At 66.2% G+C, this 13,856-nt stretch carries 14 protein-coding genes; 9 read left to right on the forward strand and 5 right to left on the reverse strand.

The window, feature by feature from the left end; translation table 11 throughout:
• The first annotated feature begins 36 nt into the window (after window positions 1-36).
• The 3 genes from HAV22_RS21840 to HAV22_RS21850 all read left to right on the forward strand — a co-directional run bounded on the left by HAV22_RS21840 (window position 37) and on the right by HAV22_RS21850 (window position 2,291).
• Window positions 37-942: a LysR family transcriptional regulator gene (locus tag HAV22_RS21840; RefSeq protein WP_166861879.1), complete on the forward strand. Its 906-nt coding sequence runs from the start codon at window positions 37-39 to the stop codon at window positions 940-942.
• The gene (locus HAV22_RS21845; protein ID WP_229421358.1) at window positions 939-1,541 is read left to right on the forward strand and encodes a M15 family metallopeptidase; all 603 of its coding nucleotides are present in this window, start codon (window positions 939-941) and stop codon (window positions 1,539-1,541) included. The genes HAV22_RS21840 and HAV22_RS21845 overlap by 4 nt, the downstream gene beginning before the upstream one ends.
• Before the next feature lie 99 nt (window positions 1,542-1,640).
• Window positions 1,641-2,291 (forward strand): hypothetical protein, encoded by a 651-nt coding sequence (locus tag HAV22_RS21850; protein WP_166861881.1) that lies wholly within the window; start codon window positions 1,641-1,643, stop codon window positions 2,289-2,291.
• A 52-nt stretch (window positions 2,292-2,343) separates the two neighbouring features.
• Here the strand turns inward: HAV22_RS21850 and HAV22_RS21855 are convergent, their stop codons facing one another.
• From HAV22_RS21855 to HAV22_RS21865, 3 genes are all read right to left on the reverse strand, one after another.
• Window positions 2,344-2,664: a hypothetical protein gene (locus HAV22_RS21855; RefSeq protein ID WP_166861882.1), complete on the reverse strand. Its 321-nt coding sequence runs from the start codon at window positions 2,662-2,664 to the stop codon at window positions 2,344-2,346.
• 73 nt (window positions 2,665-2,737) lie between these two features.
• Window positions 2,738-3,379, reverse strand: a complete 642-nt coding sequence (locus HAV22_RS21860; protein WP_166861883.1) for an NrsF family protein — start codon at window positions 3,377-3,379, stop codon at window positions 2,738-2,740.
• Complete coding sequence (locus HAV22_RS21865; protein WP_166861884.1) at window positions 3,376-3,957, reverse strand: sigma-70 family RNA polymerase sigma factor; 582 nt, start codon at window positions 3,955-3,957, stop codon at window positions 3,376-3,378. Before HAV22_RS21865 ends, HAV22_RS21860 begins: the two co-directional genes overlap by 4 nt.
• Window positions 3,958-4,061: 104 nt before the next feature.
• On the opposite strand from HAV22_RS21865, the gene HAV22_RS21870 reads away from it, so the two are divergent.
• The 4 genes from HAV22_RS21870 (at window position 4,062) to HAV22_RS21885 (ending at window position 5,955) form a co-directional block, all read left to right on the forward strand.
• Window positions 4,062-4,217, forward strand: a complete 156-nt coding sequence (locus HAV22_RS21870; protein WP_166861885.1) for a hypothetical protein — start codon at window positions 4,062-4,064, stop codon at window positions 4,215-4,217.
• Window positions 4,217-4,810 (forward strand): cytochrome b/b6 domain-containing protein, encoded by a 594-nt coding sequence (locus tag HAV22_RS21875; protein WP_166861886.1) that lies wholly within the window; start codon window positions 4,217-4,219, stop codon window positions 4,808-4,810. Before HAV22_RS21870 ends, HAV22_RS21875 begins: the two co-directional genes overlap by 1 nt.
• A 67-nt stretch (window positions 4,811-4,877) precedes the next feature.
• Window positions 4,878-5,609: a molybdopterin-dependent oxidoreductase gene (locus HAV22_RS21880; RefSeq protein WP_371869711.1), complete on the forward strand. Its 732-nt coding sequence runs from the start codon at window positions 4,878-4,880 to the stop codon at window positions 5,607-5,609.
• A 55-nt stretch (window positions 5,610-5,664) separates the two neighbouring features.
• Window positions 5,665-5,955, forward strand: coding sequence for a pentapeptide MXKDX repeat protein (locus tag HAV22_RS21885; protein WP_166861888.1), 291 nt, complete (start codon window positions 5,665-5,667; stop codon window positions 5,953-5,955).
• Window positions 5,956-6,016: 61 nt separating this feature from the next.
• Here the strand turns inward: HAV22_RS21885 and dacB are convergent, their stop codons facing one another.
• Entirely contained in the window at window positions 6,017-7,561 is a 1,545-nt protein-coding gene (dacB, locus tag HAV22_RS21890; protein ID WP_166861889.1) for a D-alanyl-D-alanine carboxypeptidase/D-alanyl-D-alanine endopeptidase, read from the reverse strand.
• 33 nt (window positions 7,562-7,594) lie between these two features.
• The gene (locus HAV22_RS21895; RefSeq protein ID WP_166861890.1) at window positions 7,595-8,833 is read right to left on the reverse strand and encodes a spore maturation protein; all 1,239 of its coding nucleotides are present in this window, start codon (window positions 8,831-8,833) and stop codon (window positions 7,595-7,597) included.
• Between the two features lie 228 nt (window positions 8,834-9,061).
• Here HAV22_RS21895 and HAV22_RS21900 point away from each other — a divergent pair, with 228 nt between their 5' ends.
• Window positions 9,062-10,870: an ABC transporter substrate-binding protein gene (locus HAV22_RS21900; RefSeq protein ID WP_166861891.1), complete on the forward strand. Its 1,809-nt coding sequence runs from the start codon at window positions 9,062-9,064 to the stop codon at window positions 10,868-10,870.
• A 133-nt stretch (window positions 10,871-11,003) separates the two neighbouring features.
• Window positions 11,004-13,766, forward strand: a complete 2,763-nt coding sequence (locus HAV22_RS21905) for a TonB-dependent receptor domain-containing protein (RefSeq protein WP_371869706.1) — start codon at window positions 11,004-11,006, stop codon at window positions 13,764-13,766.
• Window positions 13,767-13,856 lie beyond the last annotated feature (90 nt).

Here is a 13,856-nt window from a genome sequence, read left to right on the forward strand (position 1 = left end):
TTGCCGCGGCACTCTTTGCGTACCAGGGATTGAACGATGCGTCTGCGCCATATCGAAGTGTTTCACGCCATCATGCAGGTCGGCACCATCAGCGGCGCGGCCCAGGTGCTGCACATCTCGCAGCCGGCCGTGACGAAAGTGCTGCAGCACGCCGAACTGCAACTGGGCATGCCGCTGTTCGAGCGCGTGCGCGGCAAGCTGTATCCGAAGCCGGAAGCGCACCGCCTGTTCGCCGAGACGGAAAAGCTGAACCGCGACCTGCAAGGCATCCGCCGCCTCGCGGCGAGTCTCAAGAACCGCGCGGAAGAAACGGTGCGGCTGATTTCCACACCCACCATCGCCGTCTCCGTGCTACCCGCCGCATTGACCGTGTGGCGGCGCGACTTCGCGCAGACGCGCTGCGAACTGGCCACGTTCCACACGAGCGAAATCGTGAACGCGCTGCGTCTCGGCGAGGCCGACCTCGCGCTGTCGCTGCAGGACCCGCGCCATCCCGGCATCGAAGCGGAGCCGATCGCGCAAGGCGCGCTGACCGTGATGGCGCCGGCCGGCACGTGGACCGAGCAGGAATGCGCCCAGCCGATCACGCCGGCGGGCCTCAGCGGTGAATTGATCGGCCTGGCCGACCGCGACCCGCTGGGCGAGATGGTGCTGGCTGCCTGCGAAGCGCAGGACGTGCATCCCGTGTTCCACACCGTCGTGCAGACGTACCAGATCGCCCGCTCGCTCGTCGAGGCGGGCGCCGGCTCGGCCGTGCTCGACCCGTTCACGGCCGCATCGGCCGCGCCGGGCAGGGTGCAATGCCGCCAGTGGGCACCGACGATCCCTGTCCAGCTGTACCTGCTGACGGCCAGCCACGCGCCGCTGTCGCACGGCGCGCGCGAACTCGCGAATTGCATCGGCGCGACGGCGCGCCATCTGCTGGAAAAGGGATGCGCATGAGTACCATCGAGGGCATCGCCACCGATCCCGCGTTCCGCCATCTCTCGACCATCGGCGGCATCGCCGTCGACCTGCGTTACGCGACCCCGCACAACTTCGTCGGCCGCGACCTGTATTCGCCATACGACTGCGCCTGGCTGCACCGCGACGCGGCCGCGGCGCTGGAACGCGTCGTCGCGTGGCTGAAGACGGCGTGCCCCGATTGCACGCCGCTCGTGCTCGACGCCCTGCGCCCGCAGCGCGTGCAGCAGCAGCTATGGGACGCGCTTGCCGGCACCGACCTGCAGATGTATCTCGCCAATCCGCAGCGCGGCTCGATCCACTCGTTCGGAATGGCGCTGGACATCACCTTGCTCGATGCCGGCGGCCGCGAACTCGATATGGGGACGGGCTTCGACGACATGACGGAGCTGTCGCACCCGGCGCTGGAAGCGCGCTTCCTCGCGAGCGGCGCGCTCACGGCGCAGCAAGCCGCCAACCGCCAACTGCTGCGCGGCGCCATGTTTCAGGCGGGCTTTGTCGGCATCAACACTGAGTGGTGGCACTTCGATTGCGGCGACCGCAACGTCGTGCGCCAGACGTTCAGCCGCGTGCTCTGAACCCGGCTGCGCGCGCGCCGCGCACGCTTGATCGAACTCATTCTCCTGTCTTTCCCCGTCGGGACAATCGGTCCACCGACTTATGCGAAGGAGATGAAGATGAAGCGTTCGTTGTTGTCCCGTTTTATCCTGCTCGCGCTGGGAGTGTTGGCCGTGCTGGCCGGTTGCAGCGCCGGCAGCGGCGGCCGGTTCGCCGCGCACGACACGACCGTCGAGTACTACCGCGTGTTCGACATCCGGACGGCCGCCGCGCCGCAAGCCGTCGCCACGGCCGCCACCGAGGGCATCGTCCGCAACGTGAAGGACGTCGTCGTCGCGACGCCGCCCGGCGTGGAGGCGACGGCCTTGCCGGGCCACTTCAGGATGGCCGACCCGGCGAGCGCCGCATCCGCCACCCCCACGTGCGAAGGCGCCGCCTGGACGGCGAAGGCCGCGCCGCACGTGCGCGGCAGCGACAACATGAACATGGTCGCGTGCCTGTTCCCATACAGGGACGGCTACCACCTCGACATGTACGCCATCTTCACGAAGCCGGAAGGCGGCTGGCTCTCATGGCCGCGCCAGGTGGGCGGCATGATGATGGGCACGCCGGAAAAATTCACCGAGAACACGATGCTGGACATCGTGCGCGCGATCCGCACGAGCACGCGCGCGCAGGTGTCGCTCGTGGAGGCGAAGCCGAATCTGCCGGGGACGCCGTGGCTGGAAGGGGGCGACGTGCCGCTTGGCACGCAGGCCAGCAAGCCGTAGAGCTGGAGAGCTGGGTACGCTGCGACAGCACGTGCCGCAAGCGCGCGGAACATCAGGCATACGTGTCGATGCAGTTGCCAAGTGGCGACATCGACGACGCTACCGCCACGGCCTGGTCCTCGTTTCGCGACGCTGCGCGGCCCTCGCCATTCGACGTGCCGGCGATCGTCCGTTTCACCTCGTCGATCTTTGCGCTGATGGCCGCGATATCGGCCTTGCCCTCCGGCGTCTTGGCCGATGCGCAATTCACGCAATCCGACAGCTGTTTCTCGTAACGATCGAGTTTGGCGCGCAGGCCGACTGACGACGTCGCGTCGGGTACGTAGGTGCCGGTCCGGCCGTTCGCGCCGCTGAAAGAGACTGCTTGTGGCATGGTTCACTCTCCAATTCGCAAGGGCGTCCATCGAACACGCCGGCGAGGTCGAGCGCTCCGCGCCGCCCGCTTCTCACCAGGACAATACTTTCGGGCCGATCAGCGCGCCGACGAGCGTCATTGCTGCGATGCCCAGCACGTACCAGACGCCCACAAAGGCCGGGCTCATTTCCGGGCAATGGAAGCAATACACCATCGCCGCCGTCGCGCCCGACGCCAGGCCCGCCGCAGCGCCGGCCGTGCGCAAGCGTGTCGGCGCGCGCTTCTTGATGGCGACGAGCGCAGCGATGAATACGGGCACGGCCAGCACGACGATCAATACCGTGCATACGCGCCACGTCTGCCCCCATACCAGCGCGGCGCGGGCATCGGGCGGCGCCTGCCACAACACCCACGCCGCCAGGCCCCACAATGCGACGATCGGCAGCCCGACCATCGGTGCCAGCCCGCCGAGCTTCGCGCCGGGCGCAGACACCTTCCGCACGGCGAACGCGCCCACGACGCTCAGCACCAGGGCGAAGCAGAACTTGATCCAGAACGCCGGCAATAGCAGCGCGCGTCCGATGTCGTGGCGTGTCCCGAGCAGCAACTGCATCAGCAGCACGCACGCCGCCAGGCCGAGCAGGGCGGGCACCAGGAAGCGGCGCCACCGATGCGCGTCGACCCGTACGTCGGGGCCGCGCGCCAGCATGTCGATCAGATCGTCCGTCTTCATAACCATTCCTTCATTTTCGCGGCCAGGCCCTTGAGGCCGCGGTGCACGGATACCTTGACGTCCGCTTCCGACACCGCCATCGCGCCGGCCGCCTCGCGCACCGACATGCCTTCGATCTTGGTCAGCACGATCGCGGCGCGCTGCTTGTCGGGCAGGGCGTCCAGCAAGCGGGTCAGGTCGCGCCGCACCATGCCCGCTTCAGGATCGGGGCCGTCCCAGACAAGATCATCCGTGTCGTCCAGCGGGTCGTGCAGCGCCTCGTGGCGCGCATGGCGGCGCAGCCAGTCGATCAGCTTGTAGCGCGCGATCGCATGCATCCACGCCGTCAGCGGCACGCCCGCATCGTAGCTCGCCCGCTGGTTGTGCAGCGCCAGCAGGCATTCCTGGACGAGGTCCTCGACATCGTCCGGCCAGCGTTGCAGGCGTCGGCGCAGGTAGGCGCGCAACAGCACGGCGGCACCGGCCAGGTAGCCGCGGTAGGCGTCCGCGTCGCCGTTGCAGCCGCGCATGAACAACTGGTGCAGGCGCGACTCCGTCGCTTGCGCGCTCGATTCTCCAGTAGTTCGTTGGATCGACATGATTGGTGACAGCGTCGAGAAAAAATATTTTTGTTGTACGGCCTGTAACCGGATGCACGGGTGCCGCGAATTACACCATGTCACCCACAAACGAGAGAGCTGCCATGTCCTCACATCGTCTGTCCATTGCCTGCGCCGGCGCTGTCCTTGCGGCCGTGCTGCCCGCGCCGGCATCGTATGCCGCATCGGTCCGCGAAGTCAACAGCGGTCCTGCGACAGCAGTGCTGGTCGAACTCTATACCAGCGATGAGGTGCGGTGATGGATGCCCACGACATCATCCATCCGGCCTGGCTGCGCATCGCCCATTGGCTGAACGCGGCCGCCGTGGTGGTGCTGGTGACGAGCGGCTGGCGCATCTACGACGCCACCAGCTTCCTCGGTTTCGCGATTCCCGCCGCCTGGACACTGGGCGGATGGCTCGGCGGCGCGCTGGCCTGGCATTTCGCCGCGATGTGGCTGCTGGTCGCCAACGGCGTTCTTTACCTGGCCATCAATCTGGTGTCCGGACGGCTGCGCCGCCAGTTCCTGCCCATTCCGCCTCGGCAGGTGCTGCGCGACCTTGCCACCGCGTTGCGCGGACGCCTATCGCATGCGGACCCGCGCCATTACAACAGCGTGCAGCGGCTGGCCTACGTGTTCGTGATGGTGGACATCATCCTCGTGGTCATGTCGGGCCTCGTGCTCTGGAAGTCGGTCCAGTTTCCGCTGCTGCGCACCCTGCTCGGCGGCTACGAGGGCGCACGCCGCGTCCACTTTTTTTGTATGGCCGGCCTGTGCGGCTTCATCGTCGTGCACGTCGTGATGGTCGCCCTGGTGCCGCGCACCCTGGCCGCCATGCTGCGCGGCCGCTGACACCGAGGACATCGACATGACACCGATCCGACCCCGCGATATCGTCATCCCCGAGGATGGCGCTGCCATGCTGGCCGACGCCATCAAGCGCGTCGCACAACCGTCGCGCCGTGCTTTCTTGCAGCGCACGCTGACCCTCGGCGGTCTCGGCCTGCTGACCGGGTGCACGCCCACCAGCGAGGAAAGCATCGAGCGCGCCCTGGCCGCGGTCTCGCGCTTCAACGACCGTGCCCAGGCCTTGCTGTTCGACCCGACGCGCCTTGCGCCGACCTACCCGGACAGCATGATCACGCGCCCCTTTCCGTTCAACGCGTATTACGGCGAGGACGAGGTGCGCGTTGTCGATGGCGACGCGTGGCGCCTTGAACTGTCCGGCCTGATCGCCGACCGCAGGCCGTGGACGCTGGATGCGTTACGCGCCTTGCCCCAGCAGTCCCAGGTCACGCGCCACATCTGCGTGGAAGGCTGGAGCGCCATCGGCAAATGGGGCGGCGTACCTTTCTCGCACTTCCTGCGGCGCGTCGGGGCCGACCTCAGCGCCAAATATGTGGGCTTCAAGTGCGCCGACGACTATTTCACCAGCATCGACATGGCCACCGCACTGCATCCGCAAACGCTCATGGCGCTGACCTACGACGGCCAAACGCTGCCGCCGCGCTATGGCTATCCGATGAAGCTGCGCATGCCCACCAAGCTGGGTTACAAGAATCCGAAGCATATCCAGGCCATCTTCGTGACCAATACCTACCCGGGCGGTTACTGGGAAGACCAGGGTTATAACTGGTTCGGCGGCAGTTGAGCGCCCGACCCCCTCGCAGCACGCATGCAAGTTCACTCACCTGAAAGGACGTACCATGAAAGCACTCGCCACCACCCTGATCGCCGCCTGCCTGCTGTCGGGCGCTGCCTATGCGCAGGACAGCATGAAGAAGGACGACATGAGCCATGACGCCATGGCCAAGGACGCGATGAAAAAGCCCGCCATGAAGAAGGATGCAATGGGCAAGGACGCCATGAAGAAAGACGCGATGGCCAAGGACGGCATGCACAAGGACGATGCCAAGAAGTCTGCGATGGACAAGGACGCGATGAAGAAGGACGCGATGAAGAAGGACGAAATGGCCAAGGACACGATGGGCCATTGAGTGTGCAAGGCATGCTCGGCGACGCCATGCCGGGCATGCCTCGGGCGGCGCGCCGGTATCGTTACGGCCTGGCCGAGCCGTCCACCCTGCCGTTCACAGCCGGCGTCGTCCCATCCAGCCGCGCCACCCAATCGACGAGCGCATCGAGCACGGCCCGCCCGCGCCCGTTGCCGGCCCGGTCGCTGTTGACCACGGCCACCAGCACGCACGGCCGGCCGTCCGCGTCCGGCACATAGCCCGCCAGCGCGACGACGTCCGACATCGTGCCCGTCTTCAGGCGTGCGCGGCCCGCGGCGGGGCTGTCGACCAGGCGGCGGCGCATCGTGCCGTCCACGGCCGCGATCGGCATGCTGGCCTGGAATTCCGGCGCCCAATTGCTGCGCAGGCCGGCTTGCAGCAGGCCGCCCATCTGGATGGGCGTGACGCGTTCGATGCGCGACAGCCCCGAACCGTTTTCCAGCAAGAGCCCCGTGTCGTCGATGCCGTGCGCGCGCAGCCACGCGCGCACGACGGCCTCGCTGCGTGCGAGTGTCGGGACGGTCGTGTCGGCCTGTGGATGGCTGCCCAGCACGGGATCGGGTTCGAGCGCGCCCAGGCTCAGGAACAGTAGGCGCGCCAGCGTGTTGTCGGACGGCTTGTTGACGTCGCGGACGATCTCCGGCAGCGCGCGCGACACATGCTCGGCCAGCAGGCGCGCGCCCGGCGGCGTCGGGCCTTCGACGGCCGTGCCGGCGAGGGTGCCGCCCAGCGACTTCCAGATGCGGCGGACGAGACGGGCGACGTATTCCTGGCGGTCGATCACGTTGATCGAATCGCTGGCCACGCAGTTCTTGGGGAAGGTCCCGTGCAGCACGACCTTGAGCCCGCCGTTCGGGCGTGGCAGGACGTCCGGCCGTTTCCAGCCGTCTTCCCACTTCCCGCAGTCGGCGTCGATGAGCTTCATGTCCGATTCGATCGCCACGCCGTCGAGCTCCGGCTGCATCGCGACGCGCACGCGGGTGGCCGGCTTGCCGTCCGGGCGCGGCGTCGAGCGCAAGTCCAGCTGCAGCATGTTCCGGTTGACGAAGACGGCGTCCGGGATGACGTTGTAATAGGCGTCCGGCCATTCGTCGAACGGCGGAACGCCCACGTCGGCACGGGCCGGGTTGAACAGACTGCGGTCGACGACGAGGTTGCCATCGATGGTGCGGATGCCCTGGTAGCGCAGGCTGCGCAGCATCGTCGTCAATGTCTCGGTGGACAGGTCGACGTCCGCGCCGCCACGCAGCACGAGGTCGCCGTGCAGCAGACCGTTCTTCAGTTCGCCCGTCGTGCGCAGTTCCGTGCGGCCGCGGAACACGGGGCCGAGGCGGTCGAGCGCGATCAGCGTCGTGACGAGTTTCATCGTGGAGGCCGGATGCAAGGGACGGTCTGCCAGGTGGGACAGCACCGTCTTGTCGCCGCGCAGCACGAGCGCGCTGACGGCATCCTCGGGAATCGCCGCCGCGCGCAATGCGTCCAGCACGGGAAGCGGCAACGCCGGCGCAGGCTGCAGCTGCGCCGCGGCCGGATTGCACACGCCCAGCAGCGCGGTGGCGAGGAGGGAAAGCGCGTGACGACGAAGCATGCTTGTCCTTGAGTCGAAAATGCGAAAAAACGGTCAGCCGAAGAACACGTAGGCCACGGCGATGGCCGCGACGATACCGGCCAGGTCGGCGATCAGCCCGCAGGAAATCGCATAGCGGGTCTTGCGCACGCCGACCGAACCGAAGTACAGCGCGACGATGTAGAACGTCGTATCGGCCGACCCCTGGAAGATGCACGCGAGCCGGCCGACGAACGAGTCCACGCCGTACGTCTTCATGGCGTCGATCATCAGCGCGCGCGAACCGCTGCCGGACAGCGGCTTCATCAGCGCGGTGGGCAGGGCGGGCGTGAACGCCGTGTCGATGCCGGCCGCCCGGATCACCCATTCGAGACCCTGCACGACGAACCCGAGCACGCCCGCGTTGCGGATGACGGAGATGGCGACGAGCATGCCGACGAGGTAGGGGATGATCGTGATCGATGTCTGGATGCCGCCCTTCGCGCCTTCGATGAACGCCTCGTACACGTTCACGCGCTTGCGCAGGGCCGCGAGGATGAACGCGACGATGATGGAAAACAGGATCAAATTGCTCGCGACCTTGGAGACGGTCTCGATCTCCGGCTTCGTGAGGTAGTGCGTGAAATACCAGATCAGCCCGGCGATCGCGGCCGTCATGCCGCCCAGCCAGCCCAGCACGACGCCGTTCAACAGGTTGATGCGCTGGCGGATCGCCACGGCGATGATGCCGGCGACGGTGGCGACATAGGTCGCGATCATGCAGGGGATGAAGATGTCGGACGGGTCCTTGGCGCCGAGGATCGCACGCTGCGCCATGATCGCGAGCGGGATCAACGTGAGGCCCGACGTGTGCAGCACGAGGAACATGATCTGCGCGTTGCTGGCCGTGTCCTTGTCGGGGTTCAGCGTCTGCAGGCTTTCCATCGCCTTCAGCCCGAACGGCGTCGCCGCGTTGTCCAGGCCCAGCAGGTTGGCGGAAAAATTCATCACCATGTGCCCGGTGGCGGGGTGGTCTGGCGGAACGTCCGGGAAGATGCGCGAAAAGAATGGCGCGATGAGCTTCGCCAGCCAGCCGACGACGCCGGCCCGCTCGCCGACGTTCATCAGGCCGAGCCACAAGGTCATCACGCCGGCCAGCGGCAGGGCGATGTCCATCACGCCCATCTTGGCCGCGTCGAACGTGCCGTCGATGATGCGCTTGAAAATCTCGGTATCCCCGAGAAAGATCCATTGGGCCAAAGCCGCAATAAAGCCGACGAGGAAGAAGCCGGTCCAGATGTAATTTAACGCCATGGTGTCGTAGGTTCGGGCGACAGCGCCCGAGCTCGATTGTGCAGCGGAGAGTATAGGCGCTGAGCAAGCTGCACTGATGAAAGATTAAGCTGGGGATATGTAAAAAAGTTATGCACGAGGGCGAATCGTAGCGTTCTGCTATCGCTTCGGCCTGTTGCGCCCGACGCGATCGTGTTGCCTGCCTCTAACGCCTCGGCCTATGATACGCAACGCTTCCAGGACCCCGCCATGCCCACACGCCGCTCCCTCCTCGCCGCCCTGCTGCTCGCCGCGCTCGCCCCGTTCGCCGCCGCGCAAGGGGACGCCAGTCCGCCCAAGGTCTTGCACATGTACCTATCGACGAGCGAGACGGGCCTCGACCCGGCCGTCGCGTCGAATATCGAAACTTTGTCGCTGCTGGAAAACCTGTTCGACCCGCTGCTGCGCTACGACTACCTGGCGCGGCCCGTCAAACTGCAGGGCAATGGCGCGAAGGATTTACCCGAGATCTCGGCCGACGGCCTCACGTACACGTTCCACATCCGCCCCGGCATGCATTTCACGCCGGACCCCGCGTTCAAAGGGCCGCCGCGCGAGGTGACGGCGGCCGACTACGTCTACAGCCTCCAGCGCCTGTACGATCCCACGCTGAAATCGCCGTGGTCATTCATGTTCGAGGGTAAATTGCTGGGCGATGCGGCCTGGACGAATCACTTCAGCTATGCGACGGCCATCCGGGGCTTGCAAGCCGTCGACCGGTACACCTTGCGGATCCGCCTCGCCGAGCCTGATAACAATTTCCTGTTTTACCTGGCGACGCCCGCCACGGGTGTCGTCGCGCGCGAGGTGATCGAGGCGTATCCGGACCAGGCCGGCAATCACCCCGTCGGCACGGGACCGTTCATGGTGGGCGAGTGGAAGCACAGCGACCGCATCGTCCTCGTCGCCAATCCCGCATCGACGGCCGTGTTCCATTCCAGCGTCAGCGCGGACACGACCGCCGATCCGGCCGACCGCGCCATCGCGCGCGCGCTCGAAGGGCAGAAGCTGCCGCGCGTGGACAAGGTCGAGGTCAAGATCGCGGAGGAATTCCAGGCCCGCGTGCTGGGCTTCCTGAACGGCGAATACGATTACCTGGAGCAGGTGCCGGAATCGATGACGGACCTCGTCATCACGAACGGCAAGCTGAAACCGGAACTCGCCGCGCGCGGCATGCAGCTGTACCGCTTCCCCGTGCTGCAGACCTACTACATGTGGATGAACATGGAAGACCCGGTGGTGGGTGGGTACACGAAGGAGAAGGTGGCGCTGCGGCGCGCGATCTCGCTCAGCTACAACAGCGCCGAGGACATCGCCCTGCTGAAACGAGGATTCGCGATCAAGGCCGAGTCGCCGCTGCCGCCGGGCGTGCTCGGCTATGACCCGAACTACCGCAGCCCCGTCCCGTACGATCCGGCTCTTGCGAACGCGCTGCTGGACCGCTTCGGCTACGACAAGCGCGACCCGGACGGATTCCGACGCATGCCCAAGCCGGGCGGCGGCACCGAGCCCCTGACCTTGCAGATGAGCAGCGAAGCGACGGTCAGCGGCCGCCTGCGCGACGAACTGTGGCGCAAATGCCTGAATGCCGTCGGCCTGCGCGTCGTGTTCAAGTCCGACAAGAAGACGGAGATCATCAAGGCGTCGCGCCTTGGCAAGGTGCAGATGTTCGAGAATAACTGGATCGCCGACTTCCCCGACGGCGATAACTTCTACCAGCTGCTGTACGGCCCGAACGCGGGCCGCGCCAACTATGCCCGCTTCAACCTGCCGGCCTATAACGAGCGCTACGAGAAGGCGCATGCACTGAGGGATGGTCCCGAGCGCCAGAAGCTGTACGTCGAGATGAACCAGCTGATCCACGCGTACAACCCGTGGGTGCCGCTGACGAACGTGTTGTCGGCCGATATCCGGCAACCGTGGCTCAAAAACTACAAACGGCACCCCGTCGAATTCACTCAATGGCGTTATCTGGACATCGATGTTGCGGAAAGAGCACGTGCGGCAAGAGGACAGTGACAGTTTTTGCTAGATTAACTAAACGAAACATTCCTTGTAGTTATACGCGGCGCCGGAATTTTCATTGGCCGGGCGCGCGCGAGTGCGCTTACCTTTGAGATCAACATAACAACACGCATCGAAGGAGAGACCCGTGAAGTTAAAGAAGTTAGCGTCCATGATCGCCCTCATCGGCGTCGCCGCACCGGCGTTTGCCCAGGAGGCCGAGGCGGGCAAGCCGATTCCACGCGTCGAGATCACGGGTTCCAGCATCAAGCGCATCGCCACCGAAGGCGCGCTGCCGGTGCAGACGATCACGCTGGACCAGCTGGACAAGCAGGGCATCACGAACGCCGAACAGCTGATGCGCCTGATCTCGGCGAACGGCACGGGCGCCGACAATATGACTTCAGGTAATAACGTGTTCGGCGCCGATGCCGACCGCGTCAGCGGTGGCGGCTCGTTCGCATCGCTGCGGGGCCTGGGGCCGACGGGCACGCTCGTCCTGATCAACGGCCGCCGTATTTCCGGCTACGGCCTGTCGGGCAAGGCGGTCGACCTGAACACGATCCCGCTGGCGGCCGTCGCCCGCATCGAGGTGCTGAAGGATGGCGCGTCGGCGATCTACGGCACGGATGCCGTCGGCGGTGTCATCAACTTCATCCTCAAGACGGACTTCGAAGGCGTGCAGGCGAACGCCTCCGGCAACTGGACGCAGCACGGCGGCGGCGCCACACGCCGGCTGCAGGTCGTGGCCGGCTTTGGCAACCTGGACACCGACCGCTTCAACATGATGGCCGCCGTCGGCTACGACAGGAACGACGAACTCGATTCGCACCAGCGCTCGTTCGCGAATGGCTACCAGCCATCGCGCGGCCTGTCGCCGGACACGACGGGCGCCCCCGTCGCCAACCAGCTGACGGGCGCCGGCACGGCGCTGGGCTCGAACTTCCAGATGCCGGGCGATCCGAACAAATACCTGCAGGCGGGCCTGCTGAGCCTGCAGGGCAAGTGCAACAGCGTGACGGGCATGAACCAGTACGCCACCGCGCTGTGGAAGGACGTGACGTCGCCGCTGCGCACGACGTTTTCCTGCGCCTACGACTACGGCGGCGACTACGTGATGCAATTGCCGACGGAGCGCACGAACGGCGTCGGCCGCGCCACGTTCCAGGTCACGCCGGAGCACCGCGTGTTCGCCGAAGCCGTCGCCGCGCACACGAACACGCTGGCGATCCTCACGCCGACGCAGATCTCCACGTCGCTCGCGCGAGGCAACGCGTATCCGGTGGGCGGCCCGTACTACCAGGACCTGTCGCCGTACATCGCTTCGTTCGACAAGACGAAACCGATCATCTACAAATGGCGCGCCTGGCCGCTCGGTAACCGCACGCAGGCCTACACGACCGACACCGTCCGCCTCATGACGGGCGCCGAAGGCTTGCTTGCCGGCAAATGGGACTACAAGATCGACCTGTCGCACAGCGAGAGCCACACGACGACGGATCTCGTCAATGGTTATGCCTACACGAGTGCGCTGTACAAGGTGCTGGGCAGCGGCGTCGTCAATCCGTTCGCCGCGCCGTCGCAGGGCCAGAGCGCGGCCGCGATGCAGGCGCTCGAGGGCGCCAAGTTCTACGGCCGTCTCCAGCACGGCAAGACGACGCTCACGCAGTTCAATGCGTCCATCGCGGGCGAGATCTGGCAGCTGCCCGCGGGCCCGCTGCAGGGCGCGATCGGCACCGACCTGCGCCGCGAAGGCTACGCCTTCGCGCAGAACGTCGACGCGACGACGATCCTGCTCGCGCCGGGCAATGCGAACCAGGACACCGTGAATCGCAACATCAAGGCCATCTACACGGAACTCGTGGTCCCGGTCATGAAGAACCTGGAGCTGCAGTTGGCGCTGCGCCGCGACGACTACAGCCTGATCGGCGCGACGACGAATCCGAAGATCGCGTTCAGCTACCGTCCCACGAACTGGCTGATGCTGCGCGGCTCCGCCAACAAGGGCTTCCTCGCGCCGAGCTTCGCCCAGCTGTATTCGGGCCGCCTGGACCAGGAGCTGCCGAACGGCGTGTCCGACCCGGTCGGTTGCGCGTCCCACCCGGGCGACCCGCGCTTCTGCGCCATCGAGCGCCTGCGCTACTTCAGCGGCGGCAATCCGGGCTTGCGTCCGGAGACGTCGAGGCAGGGCACGCTGGGCTTCATCGTCGAGCCGAGCGCGAACTTCTCGGCGTCGGTGGACTACTGGGCGATCAACGTCAAGGACCGCATCCTGAACCGTACGCCGCAAGTCGTGCTGGCCAACGAAGCCTCGCTGCCGCAATACATCCACCGCAACGCCGACGACGTCATCGACTACATCGATGCGGGCTGGATCAACGCGGCGGGCCTCAAGACGCGCGGCGCCGACGTCGGCCTGCGCGGCCGCGGCAACCTGCCGGACGGCTGGCGCTGGAACGCCACGCTGGACGGCACCTGGACCCAGAGCTACAAGTTCGCCGAGTTCGAAGGCCAGCCGTACGTCGAATACGTCGGCAACTTCTACACGCGCGACCTGTACCTGCGCTGGAAGCACAATGCCACCGTCAGCGTCGCCAAGGGCCCGTGGAGCTTCCTGCTCAGTAACCTGTACCGCGACGGCTACAAGGACGAGCTGCCGAACGGCGGCGTCGGCACGCCGCCGGCCGGCTTCAACCCGCGCGTGTCCAGCTACACGACGTGGGGCCTGTCGACGACGTACACGGGCCTGAAGGACACGACGATCACCGTCGGCATCCAGAACCTGTTCGACCGCGACCCGCCGTTCACGGCGCACAACGTGGACGAGGTCGTGGGCGCCGGCTGGGATCCGCGCGTGGCCGATCCGCGCGGCCGCTCGCTGAGCTTCGACATCAAATACCGCTTCTTCTAACCGGTATCGCCAGTATCCTTGGCATTACCTGCGGCCCGCGACCCTGGAAGCCACAAGCTTCCGCGGCGCGGGCCGTTCTACTTGACGACC

The sequence above is a fragment of the Telluria antibiotica genome, assembly GCF_011682055.1.
GTDB lineage: Bacteria > Pseudomonadota > Gammaproteobacteria > Burkholderiales > Burkholderiaceae_D > Telluria > Telluria antibiotica.